This is a genomic window from Mesorhizobium sp. M1329 (assembly GCF_040318035.1).
Lineage (GTDB): Bacteria > Pseudomonadota > Alphaproteobacteria > Rhizobiales > Rhizobiaceae > Mesorhizobium.
Genome location: NZ_JAMYLN010000001.1, coordinates 284,661 through 305,029, shown reverse-complemented (window position 1 = coordinate 305,029; position 20,369 = coordinate 284,661). Strand labels below are relative to the sequence as shown.

Genomic DNA, 20,369 nt, shown 5'->3' with positions numbered 1-20,369 from the left:
GGCAGCCGCCATGGAAAGGTCGACAACGAAAGGCATCAGACGATGATCACCATCAAGCGCGGCGTCCTTCATCGCGCCAGGCCCGAATTTCGTCCTGCGTCACGGGCTTGGCACGGGCGCGAGCGGCGCTGATCTCTTCGATGACGGCCTCGACATCGTTGCGCCGTTGAATCCGCGACAGTTTAGCGATGGGATCGTTGCCGCGTGAAATAATTACCTCCTCGCCGACCCTTGAAAGCAGTTCCGAGAGATGCGTCTTGGCCTCGCCAATGGCCATTTTCCTGTCCTTGTCCGCGTCGGGGCCATCGTGGCGAGCCGTGTGCATTGCCGTTGAGCTGAGTGTGGATTGCCCGACAATCGCTGCTCTGCGCGACAATAGGCGCAATCCTGGCCCGTGATCAAGGCTTGGTCAAGTCACTGGGCCAGGACGCTGCCGACCCTCGGTTCGCCTCGCCATAACCAGTGGATCGCGCCTCAATCCAAAGGGCATCACAAAGCAAAATTGCCCCTCAGTCGCCGGGCCACACCCGAGCCGACATCCCGCGTTGGCCAGCCACAAATATTCGTTTTGCGTCGAGCCGATATGGTAGTCCATGACCGGTGGCCCTTTCTAGACGCTACTGTCCCTGTGCCAGCTCTCTTGCTCCAGACGTTTCAGATCGGCGGCCACCATTTCCGCCACGAGGTCGCTGAACGTCGTCTTTGGCGACCAGCCGAGCTTTGAGCGGGCTTTCGCCGGATTTCCCATCAGGAGATCGACCTCCGTCGGACGGAAATGGCGTGGGTCGACCCGGACGAGGATCTCTCCTGTCTTGCCATCTCGGCCGATCTCGTTCACCCCCTTACCTTCCCACACGATGACGCGGCCGACTGCCCGAAAGGCACGCTCTACGAACTCTCGAACCGAGTGGGTTTCGCCCGTGGCGAGGACGAAGTCGTCTGGCTCGGCGTGCTGAAGAATCCGCCACATGCCCTCCACATAGTCGCGAGCATGCCCCCAGTCGCGTTTCGCATCCAGATTTCCAAGATAGAGGGCGGACTGGAAGCCTCGCTCGATACCGGCAACCGCACGTGTGATCTTGCGGGTCACAAACGTCTCGCCGCGCGTGGGGCCTTCATGATTAAACAGTATGCCATTGGAAGCGAACATTCCGTACGCTTCACGGTAGTTGATCGTGATCCAATAGGCATAGAGTTTGGCCGCCGCATAGGGAGAGCGCGGGTAGAACGGTGTCTCCTCCGTCTGGGGCACCTCCTGGACTTTGCCGAACAACTCGGAGGTTGACGCTTGATAAAAGCGCACCCGCTCTCCCATCTTCAGGATGCGGATGGCTTCAAGCAGCCTGAGTGTGCCAAGGGCATCGGCGTTGCCGGTATATTCAGGCGTCTCGAAGCTTACCTGGACATGGCTTTGAGCCGCCAGATTGTAGATTTCGGTAGGGCGAGTCTCCTGAATGATGCGAATGAGATTGGTCGCATCGGTCAGGTCGGCGTAGTGGAGAAAAAAGCGTGCGTCCGGTTCGTGCGGATCGACGTAGATGTCGTCGATGCGTTCGGTATTGAAGGAGGAGGATCTGCGTTTCAGTCCATGCACAGTATAGCCATTCTCCAGCAGCAGTCTGGCAAGGTAGGCCCCGTCCTGACCGGTCACACCAGTTATGAGCGCAATGCGATCAGTCATTTGGGTCCCATCCAATCTTTGAGGGCTGTGGTGGCGCCGTCGACCGACGGTCCGCCCCCGCACTCCTCTAATGAAAGGCGAAAGCGCTTTGTTCGACCAGAGTGTCATTGTGGCAGGCACGCCAGCAAAGGAGGTAATCCCCACTGCCTCGATGCCCGTCACGGCAACTTCCCGTGCGTCCCCTTTCTGCGTGGCTAGCCTCTTCGGCCTATGCTCGTAGCCGCCCTGCCGCGAGTGGTCAGTTCACAAGCGCGCTTGCGCCATCGCTTCTCCGCGAGCTGCTTGCCGGCCATCCTGCCGTCGGCAATGCCGAACATGTGGGTCGACTGACCAGTGCGGCGCGGGCGATGCCTGCTGAGAAACGGTTCGCGTCCGGCCTGCATCTCGGGTCACCTAGCAAGCGTGGCGTCAGATTGTTGCCGACGATCCCCGCCACCGAGGGTGGCTTGTCGAAAGTTCTCGTAAGGCTTGTTATCGCGTCAGCAAAAATGACAATTCGTGGCCCGCAGGAGAAACATGGAACAGGGTGTAACCCTGGCCCTTTATCGCTTCCACTGTTCGGTAGGTTTGCTCCACCGGAGTGCGGTGCCACCAGTGGTGAAACTCGACGAGAATCTGTCTCGGTAAAACACCAGATCCAAGCACCTCTGGAAGAACGTCGTGCTCTGCCCCCTCAACGTCGAGTTTCAGCACATCTATAGTTGCCAGTCCGAGCATATCCAGGATAGTAGAGTAACGCCTCACGTTGCAGACAATGCTCTTGCCTGTAATCATCTTCGTGGAAAAATTGCTGCGTGTATCATCTTCGGACACAGAAAACGTCTGCTCCCCGTCGAAATTAGATATTCCCAAGGGGTAGATCCGCACAGTGGGGGGTAATTCCTGAGCGGCAATCCAGTCAAGACTGGCCGGAGTCGGATCAAACCCAAAGACCTTTGCACCGAATACTTTGCTGATTTCCTGATCAAATGAAATGTCGTCCCCTAAGCCAAAGGAAAGAACAATAGGGGAGGGGACACCTAGAAGAGGCTCGACCGCAACCACCCAACCTCCATATACGGAGCCGAGTTTTTGTGTAGGAACAGAGCATTCGGGCCGGAGAAGGTGATCGAATCCTAAGGCAGCCCTTACAACGCGCTTACAATACCGGAGCCAATCTGGATTATACATCAATAGTGCCTTTGGCTTATTTATTGTAGCTGTTCCGCCTGACTGCGCCGTCCTCACCGTGTCCAAAATGGACCAGAGCGCCAGATGGGCTCAGTCTGGCCTAACGCGGAGCGGCTATCGCCCTGTAAATTTTACATCAATTCCCTCCCGCGACCAGAGTGCCATTGTGGCAGGCGCTCCAGCAAAAGGAGGTAATCCCATCGCTCGGAGTTCGTAACAGATGCTGCGGGAGCGTCGCCTTGGGGTGGGGTAACGTCTTCGTCCTACTGCATAGGAACTAGCCGCCCCGCTGCGAGCGCCGGCTCACGAGTCCCTACGCCGATGCCCTCGTCCGTAAGCTGTGCCGGCTACTGCGGAGCCGAAGAAGTGGCAATCCGGTCCTTGCGGAGCTGAACGCACAGGGCGGGCAGTTCGAATCGGCCTTGGCGGTTGCAACGAAATTGACCTGGGTTCGCCGAGCGGAGAGATCGAGCTTGTTGAACAGCGCGGCGCGCAATGTAAAATGGCAGAGGTGATACGGCCAGTGGAAGCCGTAGAGGGGCCTTATACAGCTTGCCGAATGCTTATGTTTTGATCCCTTGCATTGAGGTAATTCGCCGCTGTTGCGAACACCCTTCTGCATGATTGTTGTTTGGCCAAGCTGACGCTTCCAGCCCGGCGATGCACGCCCGATAAATTCGAGGTCGTCGTGTCGCTGGCCGGCTTCACACCAATTCCTACTGGAGAAGCCCTTTGGCAAGTTCGCGCAAGCCCTGGAACGCCACAACAACGTACGAGGCCAGAAAGCTGCACAGATAGAAGCTTGGTGGGGCGCCGCGCTCCCACAGGAGAACCAGGGCGCCGAGTTCAAGGCTCGGTCGCGTTTGTGCTAGCCATGCCAAGGTCGCGGCCAAGGCGAGGCTACCCAGAGCATTGGTCGGGTAATGCAGCCCCAAGTAGACTCGCGCAAGCTCTACCACCAAGGTGCAGGTCAGGGCGAGGAGTCCGAGTTCGAAGTGAACGTGAAGAATGGCGATCGCTAGACCCGCGAACAGAACCGCTCGCTCGCTGGGGAACCCGGGGGTGCCGGCGAACGGCGCTGAGCGCAGAACGGCAGCGTCGCCCAGAACATCCGGGATATGAAGCCCAAGTGCGGAGTCAAAAATCGGCTTTGGCGTCGTCGGCAGAGTGCTCTGCAGGAAATGCGCTACGAGCGCCGCGAGGACAGCTGCGCAGACGCCGCTCACCAGCCTTGCCCTCGATTCCGGCCCGTCATGGGCGAACCAGCAATACCAAAGCAAGGACACAGCTATAGCGCCCTCGGTTGTTGGGTAGACGGCAACGAAAGCGAGCCGGCTGGCGAAGGGCTGATTGGTCGCTACGGTATTGACGGCCTTTGCGAGGGGCCTGTCGATCCAATCCGGGTTAAGGGCCAGGAAAGTCGTACCCACAAAGAGGAGGCAAAGCGCGGCAGCATACGTCAGGCAATGTAAATCGGTTAACGTTCGCGCCATCGGTTCGGCCATCTCAACTCTCGGGTTCGGTCGGCGAAACAACTGGAGTCCTGCTAACTAAGCGGTCGCAGAAACCTCGCGACGCAGGGAGGCTGCAGAGCGCCCGAAGAAGGCAAGATCCTGCTCCCGGCGCAGTGCGTCGCAAAGCCGCCCGACCGGAAGCTCGATGTCGTCATAGCCGAGCACCTCGTCCCGCTTCACGTCGCGCAGCAGCCGGCACCCCTCGGCGAGCCCGATCGGCACAAGCCGCTCGGCGTGCACCGTCCGCGCGTTCTCGCAGAGCCCGTAGGTCATGTAATGTCCAAGGCCATCGAGGATCTCTCCGGCACTAAGATCCCGCTTTGCGGCGGCCACCACATCAACGGTCGGCGCACCCAGGGGCGCAATCGCAGCATCGCCGAATATTGCGGCTCTCGCCACCGTGGAGGGCACCTCGAAATGACACAGATGATAAGGCCAATAGAAACAGTAGAGCGGTCCGGGGCCCATCTTATAGAGTGAGAGATAGTGCTTCTCTACGGCATCCTCTGTGGTGCCAAGAACGAAGATACCGGGGTTGGGCATGGCGCCGACACAATAATCAACTATCCCTGGCCCCTCGAGGAGCTGATTGAGCGGATACCAGCCGACCGCCCCCTGGATCGGGCTACCAGGCTCGACCACAGGCCCGTACATGCCGCGCTTCGCCACCCGCATGCCGGTGGCGTTGGCTACGATGGCGTTCTCGAACGAAATCTTCGTGCCGTCCGCGAAGGAGGTGACCATCGGGGCCTTCATTCCCCACTTCTTGGCAAAACCCTCCTGGGTCGTCGGATTTCGGTAGGGATCGTGCAGGCCCTTGATGTTCCCGCAAAGCACCGGACGTATGCCCAGGCCTCTGACCCAACGGTAGAGGTTCATGATTACACCGGGCTGATCGCCCTCCACATTGGTGAGGACCACTCCTGCCCGGTCGGCATACACTTTCAGGATCGGTCCGATCGTGCCGTCGAGCTCGGCATTCATCAGGGCGACATGCTTGCTGTGCCGGATCGCGCGCATTGTGACGTGGGCAGCGAACTCGATCGCGCCTGTCGCCTCGACGATGACGTCGATGCCGTCGGCCTCGCAAATGTGCATCGGGTCCGCCGTGATCGCGCGGCGACCGCGCGCCACGAGATCCTCAAGCGCTTTGGTGCTGGTCGCCTCCGTCACATCGTCTTCGCCTGCAGCGGCATAGGCATCTCGCGCCTTTTCCACGTGCCTGTTGGAAATCGCCGCGAGCTCCATGCCTGGGACATATCGCAGCATCTGCAGCGCGATCCCTTGGGCCATGAACCCGGCCCCCACCATACCCACGCGAATTGGCCGCCCCTGAGCCTGGAGGCTCTCCAACTCCCTGTCGACAATGAACATTTACGTTCCCCTGTGCTGCTCCCGAAAGTGGGCGGCGAAAGGTTAGCGGTCATAATCCGGCCAGCTTCGGTCCTTGTCAGAAATCTGCGCTGGCGCATCCACCGGCCACATCACCGCGAAGGCAGGATCGTTCCAGCGAACACCGCGCTCGGCTGCCGGTGTGTAGAATTCGGAGACGAGATATGTCGCCTCGGAGTGGTCCTCCATGGTGAGAAAGGCGTTCGCGCAGCCCTTCGGTATGACCAGCATCCGTTGGTTCGCCGCTGAAAGTTCCACCGTGAGGTGCTCCTTATAGGTGGGCGATTGGGGCCGCAGGTCGATCAGCACGTCGTACAGGCTGCCCCGGATGCAGCGAAGCATCTTGTCCTCGCCATGGGGAGCCAGCTGATAATGAAAGCCGCGCAGTGTGTGCTTGTGCCTGTTGTATGAAATATTCATCTGCACGACACGATCCGGAAGCCCCTGCTCAGCAAACTCCCGCGAACACCAGCCGCGTGCGAAAGAGCCCCGCTCGTCTTCGAATTTCTCCAGTTCCACCAGGGTGGCGCCGGGAATATCGGTCTTTATGAAAAGCATCGTGGATCCATTGGTCAAATGAGTGTCACGTCGGGTCGCATCTCCCACGATCTCTCCTGAGGGTTGCTCGCGCCGGCGGTCCGCTTGTGCGATCGAAGGACCGCATCAGACTTGCGCCGGATGCAAGAGGCGCGAGCCGTGGACTTCATAGCCGATAGGCACATAGGCTAGGTGTGAGAGTGCGCGTCGGACACTTTCCCGGCGTTCCGGCTTGACCGCGAACATAAGGAATCCGCCGCCGCCGGCGCCACATAGCTTGCCGCCTTCCGCACCTGCATCCCTGGCGAGGTCGTAGTGGCCATTGATCTCCGCGTTGCTCACGCGAGACGCCAAACTCCGCTTCATCTCCCACCCTGCGTGAAGGACGGCACCGAAGCGTTCTATGTCGATGACGGGCTCCGAAAAGATCTCCTGAAGCATGAAGGCATCGTCCCGCATCCGCCTGAGCGTATCGAGATTGCTTGACGTTTTCGCCTTCTGCTCTGCCAGCACGGAACTGGCCGGTCGCTGATGCGATGTCCAGAACATCATCAGGTTGCTGAAGAGATGTTCGACGGCGCCATTGCGCACCCGCTGTGGCTCGACCGTTACCGCGCCGCCCGGCTGGAAGCGGAACAGGTTCATGCCCCCGAACGCGGCGGCATACTGGTCCTGCTTGCCAATCGGTTCCTTGAGGATGTCCATCTCGATGTGACATGCCTCTTCGGCCAGCTGGCCAGGGGTGACACGTTCTCCCCGGAATGCGTGCAGGGCGTTGAGCAGTCCCACCGTGAACGAGCTCGACCCCCCCATGCCCGTCGAGGCCGGCATGTCTCCGACCGTCGAGATGTAAATTGGCGGTTCGATCTCCAGGAAACGCAGGCATTCGCGAGCGATGTTGTTCTTGATCTCCCCTATGGTGTTTACCTGCTCCGTCTGTGAATAGTTCAAGCGGATGGGTTCGTTGAAGATCACGCTGTGACGCTTGACGGTGACATAGATGTACTTGTCCACTGCCGCGCTGAAGACCGCGCCGCAATCGAGATTGTAGAAATCGGGCAGATCGGTACCGCCGCCAGCAAAACTGACGCGCAAAGGAGTGCGTGTCAGGACAAGAGACGGCAGACGCTGTGCAGCGCGATCGATGATGGTCGGAAGGTCCAGTCCTGAGCGGCGCTCCACGACTTTGGTCCCGTCTAGCTGTTCCATATTTTGCCCTCGAAAATCGACGAAATGAAAATTAGGCAACACGCGGCTGTGCCGTTCGCCAGTGCAGCTGATCATCAAGCATCCCCGCCTTGAGCAAATGATCGAGCCAGCGCAGCCGCGTGAAGCGCTTGTCGGTAAAGTCTTCGAATGTAAGTGCGATCGAGCGGAATGCCTCATAAAGCTCCTGCGCTCGAATTCGCGCCGTCCGAAACTCGAAATCCGGGAAAGTCCGTGAAAACTTGCTGAAATCCGCCTTGTAGGTCCTTTGATCCGCGCCCGGCTTCGGTGTCATTGTGAGCTGCGCGCCGGGGACGGCCTCAACCGCGATCTCCGCTATCTCGCGCACCTGAAGATTGAGGCTTTCAACACCCATGTTGAAGGCCTCATTGTGGATGTCTTGTAGCGGCGCCTCCAGCATCAATTTGAAATAGCGCGCGACATCCTGAACATGAACCACGGGCCGCCATGGCGTGCCATCGCTATGGACTTCGACACGTCCAGTGGTGAAGGCGCTGCCCATGAAATTGTTCAGCACGGTGTCGAAGCGCATCCGCGGCGAGAAACCATAGACGGTGCCGTTGCGGCAATAGACGGGCGAGAACCGGTCGTCCGCCAGCGCGCGCAGCGCTTCTTCGGCAACAGCTTTCGATCTTGCGTATTCTGTTTGCGGCGCCAGCGGGGCGATTTCGTCGACGACGGCGGCGTCCGACATGCCATACATGATGCAAGAGGAAGAAAATACGAACCGCCGAATGCCGGCCGCCTTGGCCATCGTGGCCAGACGAATTGTCCCTTCCGCATTGATCTGCCTCGTCCAATCCGCGTTGAGATTTCCGATCGGGTCGTTCGAGAGTGCCGCCAGATGGATTACCGCATCAAAGCCCTGCAGATCCGGGGGTTCGATGGCGCGCAGATCCTTTGTGATCTCGGGCACACTGCCGTTGTCGGCTCCCAGGGTGCACGCACGAAAATATCCTACGTCTAGCCCGACCACCTCATAGCCCGCCGCCAGCAGCAGGGGCACCATGACAGAACCGAGATATCCACAGTGTCCGGTGACGAGAACGCGTGTTGGTTCATTCATGTCTGCCGTGCTCCGCTTTCGAAAGGAGTTGACGGGTGAGGTCCAGAAGCGAGCATTGCTCTCTTACTTGCGCATATAGGCAGTCTGCGGCTTCGGCCGCCTGACGGTCACGATCGTCATCGCCGACAAAGAGTGTGCGTGTGAGGTCGAGATCAAAGTCGCGCTGTGCCTGATACAGCATGCCGGGTTTGGGCTTGCGGCAGTCGCAGCCGTCGTCCCACCCGTGTGGGCAGTGGTAGATCTCCGCGATCTTGCCGCCGACGGCTTCGCACTCGGCGCACATGCGCTGGTGAAGCGTCTCGAGATCAGCGGCGGTCATTGCTCCGCGCGCTATCCCTGCCTGGTTGGAGATGATGATGATGCGGTAGCCGGCCTCGTTCAAAAGGGCCAACGCCTGCTTTGCACCCGGAACCCACGCCCACTGGTCCCATGAACACACATATTGAGCCCGTGGCGGTCTGCAGTTGAGTACGCCGTCCCTGTCTACGAGCATGGTCTTTTCGCGGCTCATAAAGCGCTCCGTCGCGGGTAGACGCTCGATCGAGCCCACGCTGTAATAGCGGTGCTCGCTCAAGAAGGCGGCGAGGCGATGCTGCGTCGCGAGCGGCGTGTAGATGGCCTCCTCGAAGAGGGTGTCCTCGTCGGGCAGGAGTTCGAGGGCGAGATCGGTCAGTATCGAATAGCTGATCTCGACTCCCTGCAGCCCGGGCGTGGTGCGGAGCCGGTCGAAGACGGTCACATTGTCGTTCGCATCAAGGATCACGCTGCCGCGTGAATAGCCGTCCTTGTTGCTGTAGACCGTGATCATTCCAGGCTTGCCAGCCGCACAGAAGCGTTGCCACAGCCGCTCCATGCGCATCGGCCAGTAGTTGTCGCAATACAGCAGCAGGAAACACGGATCTATGAGGTGACGGGCATTGGATACCCGGCTGCTGGTGAGGTCGTCGGGACGGGTGACGGCATATTCGATATTGAGGCCGAACCTGCTGCCGTCGCCGAAATGGTCCATCACCACATGGGGCAAATACCCGAGTAGAAGAAGAACCCTTTCGAACCCGTCCTGCCGCAGCTGTTCGATCTGGTATTCCAAAAAAGGGCGGCCGAGCACCGGCACCATTGGTTTCGGGCGATCGAGTGTGATCGGCCGCATGCGCGTGCCACGCCCGCCGGCCAGGATGACCGCCTGGCGGGGCCGGCTGTAGGTGCGCCCTTCGACATCCGCCTTTTGCAGGCAGGGAGAGCTCGGCAGGACAATATTCATTGACCGCGCTCCGGTCGGTCGGCGATGAGGTATCGCGTGATGGCATGACAGATCGCGGCGTGGACGTCCTCGACGAGTTCGTAGGCGCCTTTTTCGGACCGCACCCATACTGGCTGATCGACGAGCTCTTTAAGCCTGCCGCCGTCAAAACCGACAATGCCGATGGTGGCTACCTTCCTTTCGCGAGCGAGTTCGACTGCCCGCACGAGATTAAGCGAGTTCCCGCTGGCTGAAATCACTATGAGCACGTCACCCGGCTTGGCGAAGTTCTCCATCTGGCCGGCAAAGATACGCTCGTAGCCTTCGTCATTGCCGAGCGCTGTCATCCAGGAGACGTTGTCTGTCAGGCCTATCACCCGGATTGGCGGCCTTCCCGAGCGTTTCGTGGCCTTACCGAGGTCATTGACCCAGTGGGACGCTGTCGCTGCACTGCCGCCGTTGCCGGCGACGAAGACTGTGCCGCCCGCATCGCGTACGGCGCGCAGCAATTGTATCGCCTCCTGCACGGCGTCCGTATCGATCTGCGCCAATGCGATGCAAAGCGATGCCAGATAATCCTGCGTGAATTCTTTAGGGTGCAACCGGAGGGCATCATCTCGCGAACAGTTGCGACATGCCACCACTCCCTGATGGATCGCGAGCTCTGTCATGCCACCCTCGATTGCTGCAATGGTGAGCCATCATCACAGCGTGCGAGCACTTCGAGTTCAATTGCTATTCCGAACGGGAAGCTGGCGGGCGGCGCTCATCGGAGGTACCTAAAAGGAATATCCGTTGTTCTCTCCGTTGCCGCCGGCACGCCGGCAGCATATCGGCGTCAAGATCGTCGCGGTGTCGCCCGATGCCGTAGGCAACCCCCGGCGCTGCGGCGCACCAGCTTCATGCGCCTGGTACCGATGATGCCAAGTGGATGGGCGTGGAAGCGGAGCGCGATTTCACCATCCTCGGTTTCGGCGGCGACCGCTTCGCCGGCCAGCGCCTTGGAAACGTAGATGAAGCCGCCGTTCCGCCTGATCTCCATTGTGGCGCACGCTGCGCGCCACCGCCTCGGCCAGATTAGTCGGGCTCGGGCGGTGTCGTCGGGGCGAGGCGCGGTAATGCTGCGCCCGGGTGTCCGCCTCATGCGGACGCTCATAATTTGTAGGCGTGCCGAAAGGCCTCGAAGGCTTGCCCCTGGGCCGTTCTGTCGGCCTCCGGCACCTCGGCCAGCGGCAGCATCGTCAGGTGGAAGCGCTGGTGGCGGCCGTTCTGCTGCGGCTTGCCGGGCGCGATCCGCTCCAGCGTGATGCCGAGCTTGATGAAGCGCACCGCAAGCGGCGTCAACCCGGTGACGCCGGCCGACGCGAAGGGCGGGCCACTATCGCTTCTGAGCCGATCCGGCAGGCCATGCTGCTCAAACAGCCGCTCGAATACCGGCCAGGCATCGTCATCCGCCGTCGAGCCCGTCGCCTCGAGCGCACTAGGTAGCGGCTCGACGCATCCATCACCGTCAACGGCTCGCAGAGCTACCCGTCACGGGTTCGGAACCAGCCCTTGTGATCGCCTGTCCACACCGCGTTCGGCGCCTCGGCTTGCAACCACATGGTCGGTTGCCACAGGCCCGCAGCCGTGCCCGCTTGTGGACGCTGACAAGGCCGTGCCGCGCAAGGATCGCCCAGCCGTCGAGGTCGATGGCCAGGCCAACTCGGGAGCGATGCGCTTCAGCCGTACAACGATCTTCTTCCCCACGGCGGGTGGGTCTCGTTGGCCGCAACGATCTGTTCCACCAGATCCAAAGCCGTCGCCCGGCCATGATTGAGCGGCGCCCGCGGCAGGTCACGCAAATCTTCCGAGCCGAGCGCGCGATAGCGACCAAGCCATCTGTAGCCGGTCTTGCGCGACACCCCGAACTCAGCACACAGCTGCGTCATCGTCTCATCGCCGGTAAGGCACTCCACAACAAACCGAAGCCGCGCGTCCATAATGCCAGTCTCTTGCCGAACCATCGCCGGTCCTCCCGGCCGGCAAGAAAACTGTCACCTACGCAATCGATCCATTCTGTTACCTATCTATCCGGTTCGGAGAGGATTCCTTTTAAGTACCTCCGATGAGCGCAGCCCGCCAGCTTCCCGTTCGGAATAGCAATTGAACTCGAGATGCTCGCACGTTGTGATGATGGCTTACCATTGCAGCAATCGAGGGTGGCATGACAGAGCTCGCGATCGATCAGGGAGTAGTGCGCGAGCAAGTGCTTGGGGTACCGGTGCACGCCCTGGGCTTGGCGCAGGCAGTCAACTGCGTCTTCGACTGGGCCCTGCGGCGGGAGAGCCGAACGGTTTTCCTGTGCAATGCCCACAGTGTCGTCACCGCCCGCCGCAATCGCGCCCATGCCGAAGCGATGGATAGCGCCGACCTTGTCGCGCCCGATGGAGCACCGGTGGCCTGGATGCTGAGACGGCAGGGACACGCGGCTCAGCCGCGCATCGCCGGACCGGACCTGATGTGGATTTGTTGCCGGAGGGCATCGGAACTGGGCTCGGCAATGTTCCTGTACGGCGGCAGCCCCGGCACCCTCCAGCGTCTCGAACAGTGTATTCGAACCGAGTTTGCCGGCATAAACATCGTAGGCTCTTACTCTCCTCCGCTGCGCCCTCTGTCGGCCGAGGAGGATGAGGCAGTGGTCAGAATGATCAATAAGTCCGGTGCGAGGATCATGTGGGTGGGGCTCGGATGTCCCAAGCAGGAAAGCTGGATGCAGGCGCATCGCGGCCGGGTCAATGCGGTCATGTTGGGGGTAGGAGCAGCTTTCGATTTCCACGCCGGAGACGTCAAGCGGGCGCCGCAATGGATGCAGAAGAGCGGGCTGGAATGGCTGCACCGGCTCTTCCAGGATCCCCGCCGGCTGGCGAGCAGGTATCTCGTGACGAACAGCCTGTTCATCCTGGCTTTGCTGCAGGCATCGCTGCTTCCCAGGCGCAGACTTCGTGACGGTTAGAGGGAGGCGGGACCAGTGAGCACACTTGGACCGCCGTATTGCCGATCTGCGCCAACTCATTCACAGCCGGCTGTTCTTTGGCGCTGCTGCGGGGAGGCGGCGCTGCCATATCTGGACTGTGGGGTGTGCATTGCCTCGACAGGCACCTGACTGGAGGCTACCATGACTCTGAGCAAACAGGCCGCCAGTCTGGCTGTCCTGCATGTCACCGACGTGCTGCAGCCGCTGATCATCTTGCCCTATGCCGGGCGTGTCCTCGGACCCATGAGTTTCGGGCGCTACGCGTATGCGCTCGCCATCGGGCAACTCGCTGCCGTCGTCGTGGCCTATGGATTTCATTGGACCGCGCAACGCAGGGTTGCTTCCCTTCGATACGAGCCGGCGGCGATCGCGTCCCTGGTTGCTCAGGTCATGGCCACCAAGGCGGTGCTGTTCGTTGCTGTATGCCTGGTTGGCCTTGTGCTGGCCGGGGACGTGCTGGCGCTCAGTAGGTCGACATTCCTGTGCGCAATGCTCTCGGCCGCCGGCGGCATTATTTTTCCGGCTTGGCTCTTCGTCGGCCTGGAACGCGCCTGGCAGGCGGCCGTCGCGGTGGTTGTTGCTCGCGTTCTGGCGCTCGTTTGTTTCGTCGCCATGGTCGCATCACCTGACCAGGTCGCACTCGCCGTTGCCATCCAGAGCGCAGTTCCCATCATCAGTGGCGTCATCTGCTTACCTTTCATCCTTCCGATTGGGCTCGGCGGCTTCAGGTCCGTGACGCTTTCGACGATTGGAATGCAGCTGCGCAATGGCTGGAAGGGATGCCTCTTCATAGCGGTGGAGACTGCCCTCGTCACCCTTCCTGTCGCCCTTGTCCAGCATTTCGTAGGTTATGTCGCAGCCGGGCAATATTCTGTCGCCGAAAAATTCCTGTTAGCCGCGCGGGTATTTTTCAAGTTGCTTATGGATACTTTCATACCAAGAGTTTCATACTACGCCCATGTCGATCCGGCAGCTGGAGTGCGACTGATAAGGAGATCGCTATTCACCGTAGCAGGCGGGGCGGCGATGAGTATTGGAATGTTGTTTGTTGCTCCGTATATAATTTTGATTCTATTTGGAGACGAATTTTCAGGAGCAATTCCTATAGTGCGCGCAATGGCAATCATACCGTTGCTAATGAACATAAATACATTCACATCAAATATATTTATGTTCAGTTACGAATATGAAAATGAATGGGCCGCCCTTAATGCATCCGGTTTGCTAGTCTTCCTGGTGGCCGCATATTTTTTGTCTTTCGTCATGGCGGAGCAAGCCATTGTTTACGCCTTGGTGGCGAAGGAAGTCGTTGTGCTCGTGGTTTCAGGCGGCTTCTTCCTCATTGGCGGAGCGGCCGTCCTTCGCACGGCGGCCGCTTGCGACGCAGGCCGGGTGCGAGGATATTCCCCGGCCTCCCAATCCGCGCCGTTGGAGCACGAGGCCGATCATTTCCGGTCATAGGAGAGTCTGTATGTTCGCCACCGATCAATTTGTCGTTCAGCCGTCCGGGCCGCCTCACCAGCCGATCCCACCCAAGGATCGCGACGAGCTGACCGCGAAAGACATCTTGAGATTTGTTCGCCGCAGTTGGCGCCTTTGCTTCCTCTGGATGGTTGTGGGCCTGGGTGTCGGCGGCGCGTATACAGTCCTTTCGCCTGGATACTACACCGCCTATGCAACGATCCTCCTTTCATCTCCGCCCGCTCCGCAACCGGGCGAAGCTCAGGCGGATGAGCGGGTCTATGTAGAGAGCCAGATACAGGTCATTCAGTCGGACGAGGTCGTCGGACGCGTTGTTGACCACACTGGCTTAGCGGAAGACGAAGAGTTTGTGACGGATGACAGCTTCCGCACCCGGATCTCCAGCTATGTGCGGGGCCAACTGGCGTCTCTCTTCGGTATCGAACTGCCGACGGCGCAGCCAAATATTAGGCATGAGGCGATGGACCTTGTGAGGCGCGCATTTTCCGTTGGTCAAATGGGTTCCTCCACCGCCGTCGAGATCGGAGTCACCTCTTCCGATCCCCAGTTCTCGGCCATGCTCGCGAACGCGATCGCCGAAGGTTACATCGGAAATCAACGCGAACGCCGGCAGGCGGCTCGCGCGGAAGAAACATCTGATCTGAACAAGCGGCTGGTTGAACTTCGGGAAAAGGCGTTTGTGACCGAACCACCGATGAAACTTCCACCGGAGCCTGAATCTGCGGAGAGGGCAAGAGCCCTTGTTCGCGAGCAGCAGAGCGCGGCCGAGGTTTATCGCGCGCTTTACAGTACCCTTCTGCAGCGGACCCACTCCGATTTTAGCGCCTCGTCGCTGATCCCGAGCGCAAGGGTCATCACGCCCGCCGAACCACCTCCCCAACGCAGTTGGCCGCCAACGGCCCTGATGGTAGCCCTCTCCGTTATGGCCGGTGGGGTTGCCGGCGTTGGTCACGCATTGATCAGGCAAGTAATGAACCACCGCCTGATAACGGTCGAGGATGTGCACAGGTCGACCGGCCTTGATCGGATTGTAGGGATACGCAGAATTCCCCGCCGCAGGTGGAATGTTGTGGGGCCATGCGAGCAGTCTTTGCAGCGCGTCTACTCAAAGGACGCTCCCGAGCTTCACAGTTCGCTGAGCAAGATTGCCAGCCGTATGCGCGGAGTTCAGGGCCACCAAGGCGGATTTGTGATCGGCGTTGCTTCACCCCTCGCCAAGTCCGGAAGCTCCACGGTGGCGGCTCATCTCGCAAGGATCATTGCCGCGACCGGGCAAAAGACACTGCTCGTTGATGCGAATTGGCAAAAGCCATCAATGGACAAGCCAATGCTGAATGCGGAGCCAGGTCGCAAGCTCGCCAGGGCGTTTGCCACCATTCCCGCGGATCAGGAAGGGCTGGAAGTTCTGGTTCTCAGGCCTACGGGGTCAGTCCCCGAGTTGAATGCCTCGCTCTCCATCTCCGCTGCACTCCAGCATCTGCAGCAAGAATACAGTTGTATAGTGGCTGATTTTCACAGCACCGACCACACCGCTGATCTGGAAGCGGCCATGGGCGTCATCAGCGAGGTCCTCCTGGTGCTGCAGGCACGCCGCACTTTCGCGGATCACCTCAAGGGAATCCTGCGCATCATCCCTGCAGAGAAACTCTCGACAGTAATTTTGACCAGGATGAACCGTGCGGCTTTCAGTTCTAACCGCGAATACAGGTCATGACCTCGCCAGCGACATTGTCACGCAGGAAGGGTTCAAAGCCGGTCGACCTCGTTTGCAGCCATTCCCCTGACGTGCTCGACTACACCCTCTTTCTCTCGGGCATTTGGCTGGCCTGCGCCCTCGCAATATCCCTGCGCCTGCTTGGCCTTTTCTTCATAGTGGTCCCGGTCGGTGTCTGTCTGGCCTATGCCTTGCTGCGGCAAACGGTGCCGCCTCGTCTGCTCGCGGTTTACACCGCCTTCTGCCTCTTCATTGCCCTGCTGTCCAGATATGGGCTGATGCCGGATTCCTGGCAGGTTCACTTCCTTCAAGAAGCAGTCACAAGGCAAATCGTCCCGATTGTAGGATTCTTCGCCGTCGCATGGGCGTCCAAGGCTTATTTCCGCCGCAGGCTGATGAGCGGCAATGCCTTTTTTGGTGCACCCGTTTTCCTGTTCCTGTCTCTCGTTGTCGCGCCGGCGGTGATGTTTCAGCAGGACGTGCACTATCCGCGCGCATCTGGGCAAGCCGCGATAGTGATTCTTTATGGTGCGCTGATCAACAACATGGTCATTGCCGTGTTTTTCATTGCAGGCGGTATTTTTCTGACGAACGACTGGCGCCGATACAGCGGCATTTTGCTCCTTTTGGGAATAGCCCTCGCCAGCCCCTTGGCTCAGTTCAAGGTGCTTGCGGTCACGGTGATCGTCATTCTAATTGGCGTGCCCGGCCGGTTGATGGCCGCAGCTTTGGCGACCGCACTGACTTCGGCCTATGCAGTCGGGTTGAACTTCATACCTCAAACCTTTGCTCTGGACCCGAACTCCGGGATCAGACTCGCGTTCATTTCGGACGCACTCTCATCCGTTGCGGATACATACGGGTTTGGCATCGGATTTGGGAAGGAATCGGTCCGATGGCGATACGAGTTTCCCGGATTCGAGGATATTACCTTTCTTCCCGACACCCATAATATTACGCATGCCAGAATGCTTGAGATACTCTCGACAGGAATTCACAATTCGTTCTTTCAGGCTATATTGCGGACGGGGGTCATTGGTTTCATTTTGATCGTGTCTGCCATTTTGGTCGCCTTCCCGCCAAATCGACTGCCACGCGGTGTTCGCAATCATGCGTCCACAGTCTTCATCACGATTTTCCTCGCCATGTTCGTCAATCCGGCCCTGGAGAGCCCTCTACAGATTGTGGGAATTGCTTTCTCATACGGCTATTTGATCGCGCTTCGCGCCAGCGTTCCGGCCTTGGCTGTGGAACTTCCTCCAGTTGAACTCGGTCGAACGCAGCATTGCGCTTGTTCATACATTGGAACGAACATGGATGCGGCCCACCCGACATAGGGCGGGCTATCTGTCTCGGTAGAAGGGATCGCGTTGTGCGATTTTGGCGCGGCAGGAGCAGGAGAGCCGTCCGCTGATTTGCCCGCTCATACAGCCGTGCCGGTTCCATGAGGAGTGCCTCGAATGAGCCAGCGAACCAGCCATTTTCCTCGGCCTCGGCCATGCCTCCTCTGGTAGCATAGGCTGTCCATTGCGCAGGTTCGCCCGCGCCGGAGAAACCCGTGCTACGTCGCCCGTAGAGATACGGGGGACCCCGTTAGGTGACCCATGAACCTGTTGAGATTCTTGCTGTCGGCGCTATCGATGACCATGGCTTCGACCCGCCTCGCTTCGTTCGCTGGCGCTATCGCTCTGATTCCGACAGCGGCACTTGCCGACTACACGCTACAGCCCGGAGATACGCTGGAAATATCAGTCCCCGGTATTCCGGATTTCAGGCAGCGATTGCTGATCGGAGTGGACGGCGAGGTGAATTTAGCGCTGGTTGGAGCGGTTCACGTCAGTGGCCTTTCCATTCAACGAGCGCAGGCAATAATCGCTGACAGTCTCGCCAGTAAACAGTATCGGCGGGGGGCCGAGGACGGCCGTGAAATAACGCAGTTTATCCAGACCGACCAGGTCTTCGTTTCGCTTGCCGAATACCGGCCCATCTATGTTTATGGTGATGTGGCCAAGCCGGGAGAGTACATCTTCCGGCCGGGTATGACCGTCCGACAGGCTGTGGCGGTTGCGGGTGGCTACAGCGCTGCCCAGGTTCGCATCGCCAATCCGCTTATGGAAGCGGCCGATTTCCGTTCCGAGTACAAAGCCCTATGGGCGCAATTCGCAACGGAACAGACTCGCATTTGGCGCCTTCGCACCGAACTCGGCGAAGAAGTCGAATATGTCGAGAACGGGCAGGTGCCTGAGGCGCTCGCAGAACGATTGAAGCAAACGGCAACGGCGCATATCGAAGCTCGTCTGTCAGACAGTGAAAAGGACAAGGAGCTTCTGCGACGTGCTGTGGAGGACACCAGCCTGCAGCTGGGGCTCCTGTCTGAAAAGAAGAAGAAGGACGAAGAGGGAAGCCAGGCCGACACCGACGACTACGAGAGCGTCAGGACGCTGTTTCAGAAGGGCCTGGCGCCGACCACGCGACTATCTGAAGCCCGTCGAGCGGTGCTTATGTCATCAACCCAACTGCTCGATACGATCGTCCAGGCATCGAACATCGAGCGCCAGCGCGGCGAATATGTCAGACAGTTGAACAAGATCGACAGTGAACGACAAATCGCGGCCTTGGGAGAGCTACAGGAGGCCTATATGAATCTGGCCCAGATATCGGCGCGTCTTGAGGGTACTGCGCAGAAGCTGGCGCTTACGGGTCAAGGGCAATCCACCTTGCTGACAGCCGCGGGTCGGCCCGAGATCTCAGTCCATAGGAAGCGAGAGCAGGGCGCCGAGACGCTCCCCGCCAGCGAAGATTTCGGGCTTGCGCCCGGCGACGTTGTGGAGGTCGTTTTGCCAAAAGTCGACTTTTCCGGAGCCGTCGCGTCGTCGCCCCGGCCGTCCGGGGTGCCGAACTGAGATTCGGACGGGGCGGGACTGCAATGCGCGTCTTGATGGTTCATAATTTCTACCAGATAAGAGCCGGAGAGGACAGCGTGGTTCGGGAGGAGTTCGCGTGCCTCAAGCAGAACGGGATCGACGTCGAGCTGTTCTCCGCCACAAATGACGATATCGTGCGCGTCGCGCGGAGAATTTCTACCGCCCTGGGGGTTATATACAACCCTCATTCACGGCGGGCCCTGTCCCGAAAATTGGCGGAATTTTCACCGGATATCGTCCATATCCACAATTTCTTTCCTCTCCTGAGCCCCTCTATCCTGGATGCGTGCCGCGAGGCCGGCGTGCCATCAGTAATGACCTTGCACAATTTCAGGATTCTCTGTCCCAGCGCCTTGCTTTATCCCGATGAGAGGCTTCGGGAGCGAAGTCTGCGCCACGCCTGCTGGTGGACCGTTCCGAAGAAGGTCTACAGGAATTCCCTGGCGGGCACGCTCGCCGTTGCCGCAATGGTCGAGTTTCACAAGAGAGCCGGCACCTGGTCCCGCAAGGTCGACCGCTTCATTGCCCTTACCGACTGGGCCAGGCACAAGCTTGTGGAAGGCGGCCTGCCGGCCGAACGTATCGTCGTCAAGCCGAATGCCGTTGCCAGGCCGCCGAAATTCGGTGACCTTCGTCGCAATGGAGGGCTGTTCGTCGGACGACTGGATGAGCACCACAAGGGAGTGGCCACGCTGCTCGAGGCGTGGAAGAAGATCGACTATCCGTTACGGATCATCGGCGACGGGCCGTTGGCTCCGCTCGTCGAGCAATCTGCGGGCAAGCGGGTGGAATATCTCGGGCGTCAGTCGCGCGAGACGGTGCTGAAGGAGATGCAGGCTGCAGCATTCCTGCTCTTTCCGTCGAAAGGGTGTGAATTGTTTCCCATGACCGTCATCGAGGCCTTCGCAAGCCGGCTGCCGGTCATCTGCTCGAAGCTGCCGTGGATCAAAGGGGTCGTGGAGCCGGACGTCACCGGCCTTGTCGTTCCTGTCGGCAATGCCGGCGCGTTGGCCGATAAGGTGCGCTGGGCGCTTTCAAACCGATCTGCCTTGGAGGAAGTGGCAAGCCGGGCCTATGCCGCCTATCAGGAGCAATACACGCCCGAAGCAAACTTCAATCGTTTGATGGCCATCTATGAACCCCTGGTGAGGCGCCCGATCCGGGCCTTCGCGGCAGTCTCGTGAGGTGAGCCGGAACATGCGCCGGCAGGAAACGACTTTAGGGCAGATCAAGCTTTCACGCGTCAACGAGCGCAGGGCGGGCCGAGGTACTGCCCATTTGTCGTTTATCGATTGGCGCCGAGGATCGATCCTGCCGCCTCGCATACTTCGGAGAGGTCCTCATTTGCTTCCATTGCTGAGATACGGTGCAACGGGACGCAGCGGCCGCCCGCAGGCTGCTATTTT

At 59.6% G+C, this 20,369-nt stretch carries 16 protein-coding genes and 1 pseudogene; 6 read left to right on the top strand and 11 right to left on the bottom strand.

The annotated features are described in order from the left end of the window. Window positions 1–52: 52 nt before the first annotated feature. The 11 genes and pseudogenes from NKH21_RS01480 to NKH21_RS32760 form a co-directional block, all read right to left on the bottom strand. Window positions 53–277 carry a type II toxin-antitoxin system Phd/YefM family antitoxin gene (locus tag NKH21_RS01480; protein ID WP_352862827.1) on the bottom strand — a complete coding sequence of 75 codons (225 nt, stop codon included), beginning with the start codon at window positions 275–277 and terminating at the stop codon, window positions 53–55. A 333-nt stretch (window positions 278–610) separates the two neighbouring features. Next, window positions 611–1,681 carry a GDP-mannose 4,6-dehydratase gene (gene gmd / locus NKH21_RS01475; RefSeq protein ID WP_352862826.1) on the bottom strand — a complete coding sequence of 357 codons (1,071 nt, stop codon included), beginning with the start codon at window positions 1,679–1,681 and terminating at the stop codon, window positions 611–613. Window positions 1,682–2,152: 471 nt separating this feature from the next. Next, entirely contained in the window at window positions 2,153–2,725 is a 573-nt protein-coding gene (locus NKH21_RS01470; RefSeq protein ID WP_352862825.1) for an FkbM family methyltransferase, read from the bottom strand. A gap of 842 nt (window positions 2,726–3,567) precedes the next feature. Continuing rightward, complete coding sequence (locus tag NKH21_RS01465; RefSeq protein ID WP_352862824.1) at window positions 3,568–4,356, bottom strand: phosphatase PAP2 family protein; 789 nt, start codon at window positions 4,354–4,356, stop codon at window positions 3,568–3,570. Window positions 4,357–4,401: 45 nt separating this feature from the next. Beyond that, window positions 4,402–5,739 (bottom strand): NAD(P)H-dependent oxidoreductase, encoded by a 1,338-nt coding sequence (locus NKH21_RS01460; RefSeq protein ID WP_352862823.1) that lies wholly within the window; start codon window positions 5,737–5,739, stop codon window positions 4,402–4,404. 42 nt (window positions 5,740–5,781) lie between these two features. Further along, window positions 5,782–6,315, bottom strand: a complete 534-nt coding sequence (gene rfbC, locus NKH21_RS01455; protein ID WP_352862822.1) for a dTDP-4-dehydrorhamnose 3,5-epimerase — start codon at window positions 6,313–6,315, stop codon at window positions 5,782–5,784. A 105-nt stretch (window positions 6,316–6,420) separates the two neighbouring features. Next, a complete protein-coding gene (locus NKH21_RS01450) occupies window positions 6,421–7,578 on the bottom strand; it encodes a GHMP family kinase ATP-binding protein (RefSeq protein WP_352862821.1) in 1,158 nt (385 codons plus the stop codon). Continuing rightward, window positions 7,535–8,587 carry an NAD-dependent epimerase/dehydratase family protein gene (locus tag NKH21_RS01445; RefSeq protein WP_352862820.1) on the bottom strand — a complete coding sequence of 351 codons (1,053 nt, stop codon included), beginning with the start codon at window positions 8,585–8,587 and terminating at the stop codon, window positions 7,535–7,537. Before NKH21_RS01445 ends, NKH21_RS01450 begins: the two co-directional genes overlap by 44 nt. Next, window positions 8,580–9,848 (bottom strand): HAD-IIIA family hydrolase, encoded by a 1,269-nt coding sequence (locus NKH21_RS01440; RefSeq protein WP_352862819.1) that lies wholly within the window; start codon window positions 9,846–9,848, stop codon window positions 8,580–8,582. Before NKH21_RS01440 ends, NKH21_RS01445 begins: the two co-directional genes overlap by 8 nt. Beyond that, window positions 9,845–10,498 carry an SIS domain-containing protein gene (locus tag NKH21_RS01435; protein WP_352862818.1) on the bottom strand — a complete coding sequence of 218 codons (654 nt, stop codon included), beginning with the start codon at window positions 10,496–10,498 and terminating at the stop codon, window positions 9,845–9,847. Before NKH21_RS01435 ends, NKH21_RS01440 begins: the two co-directional genes overlap by 4 nt. Before the next feature lie 167 nt (window positions 10,499–10,665). Further along, window positions 10,666–11,833, bottom strand: a pseudogene (locus NKH21_RS32760) (helix-turn-helix domain-containing protein). 200 nt (window positions 11,834–12,033) lie between these two features. Here NKH21_RS32760 and NKH21_RS01415 point away from each other — a divergent pair. From NKH21_RS01415 to NKH21_RS01390, 6 genes are all read left to right on the top strand, one after another. Beyond that, entirely contained in the window at window positions 12,034–12,822 is a 789-nt protein-coding gene (locus NKH21_RS01415; protein ID WP_352862814.1) for a WecB/TagA/CpsF family glycosyltransferase, read from the top strand. A 162-nt stretch (window positions 12,823–12,984) separates the two neighbouring features. Then, on the top strand, window positions 12,985–14,304 hold the full coding sequence (locus NKH21_RS01410) for an oligosaccharide flippase family protein (RefSeq protein ID WP_352862813.1): 1,320 nt from the start codon (window positions 12,985–12,987) through the stop codon (window positions 14,302–14,304). A 10-nt stretch (window positions 14,305–14,314) separates the two neighbouring features. Continuing rightward, a complete protein-coding gene (locus NKH21_RS01405; RefSeq protein ID WP_352862812.1) occupies window positions 14,315–16,039 on the top strand; it encodes a GumC family protein in 1,725 nt (574 codons plus the stop codon). Next, window positions 16,036–17,376 (top strand): O-antigen ligase family protein, encoded by a 1,341-nt coding sequence (locus NKH21_RS01400; protein WP_352862811.1) that lies wholly within the window; start codon window positions 16,036–16,038, stop codon window positions 17,374–17,376. The genes NKH21_RS01405 and NKH21_RS01400 overlap by 4 nt, the downstream gene beginning before the upstream one ends. 267 nt (window positions 17,377–17,643) lie before the next feature. After that, a complete protein-coding gene (locus tag NKH21_RS01395; RefSeq protein ID WP_352862810.1) occupies window positions 17,644–18,942 on the top strand; it encodes a polysaccharide biosynthesis/export family protein in 1,299 nt (432 codons plus the stop codon). Window positions 18,943–18,965: 23 nt separating this feature from the next. Next, window positions 18,966–20,147, top strand: coding sequence for a glycosyltransferase family 4 protein (locus NKH21_RS01390; RefSeq protein ID WP_352862809.1), 1,182 nt, complete (start codon window positions 18,966–18,968; stop codon window positions 20,145–20,147). Window positions 20,148–20,369: the final 222 nt, after the last annotated feature.

Excerpts from the sequence above, each read along its gene's own strand:
- NKH21_RS01480 (WP_352862827.1), bottom strand. The coding sequence starts at position 277 with ATGGCCATTGGCGAGGCCAAGACGCATCTCTCGGAACTGCTTTCAAGG.
- gmd (WP_352862826.1), bottom strand. The coding sequence starts at position 1,681 with ATGACTGATCGCATTGCGCTCATAACTGGTGTGACCGGTCAGGACGGG.
- NKH21_RS01465 (WP_352862824.1), bottom strand. The coding sequence starts at position 4,356 with ATGGCCGAACCGATGGCGCGAACGTTAACCGATTTACATTGCCTGACG.
- NKH21_RS01460 (WP_352862823.1), bottom strand. The coding sequence starts at position 5,739 with ATGTTCATTGTCGACAGGGAGTTGGAGAGCCTCCAGGCTCAGGGGCGG.
- rfbC (WP_352862822.1), bottom strand. The coding sequence starts at position 6,315 with ATGCTTTTCATAAAGACCGATATTCCCGGCGCCACCCTGGTGGAACTG.
- NKH21_RS01450 (WP_352862821.1), bottom strand. The coding sequence starts at position 7,578 with ATGATCAGCTGCACTGGCGAACGGCACAGCCGCGTGTTGCCTAATTTT.
- NKH21_RS01445 (WP_352862820.1), bottom strand. The coding sequence starts at position 8,587 with ATGAATGAACCAACACGCGTTCTCGTCACCGGACACTGTGGATATCTC.
- NKH21_RS01440 (WP_352862819.1), bottom strand. The coding sequence starts at position 9,848 with ATGAATATTGTCCTGCCGAGCTCTCCCTGCCTGCAAAAGGCGGATGTC.
- NKH21_RS01435 (WP_352862818.1), bottom strand. The coding sequence starts at position 10,498 with ATGACAGAGCTCGCGATCCATCAGGGAGTGGTGGCATGTCGCAACTGT.
- NKH21_RS01415 (WP_352862814.1), top strand. The coding sequence starts at position 12,034 with ATGACAGAGCTCGCGATCGATCAGGGAGTAGTGCGCGAGCAAGTGCTT.
- NKH21_RS01410 (WP_352862813.1), top strand. The coding sequence starts at position 12,985 with ATGACTCTGAGCAAACAGGCCGCCAGTCTGGCTGTCCTGCATGTCACC.
- NKH21_RS01405 (WP_352862812.1), top strand. The coding sequence starts at position 14,315 with ATGTTCGCCACCGATCAATTTGTCGTTCAGCCGTCCGGGCCGCCTCAC.
- NKH21_RS01400 (WP_352862811.1), top strand. The coding sequence starts at position 16,036 with ATGACCTCGCCAGCGACATTGTCACGCAGGAAGGGTTCAAAGCCGGTC.
- NKH21_RS01395 (WP_352862810.1), top strand. The coding sequence starts at position 17,644 with ATGAACCTGTTGAGATTCTTGCTGTCGGCGCTATCGATGACCATGGCT.
- NKH21_RS01390 (WP_352862809.1), top strand. The coding sequence starts at position 18,966 with ATGCGCGTCTTGATGGTTCATAATTTCTACCAGATAAGAGCCGGAGAG.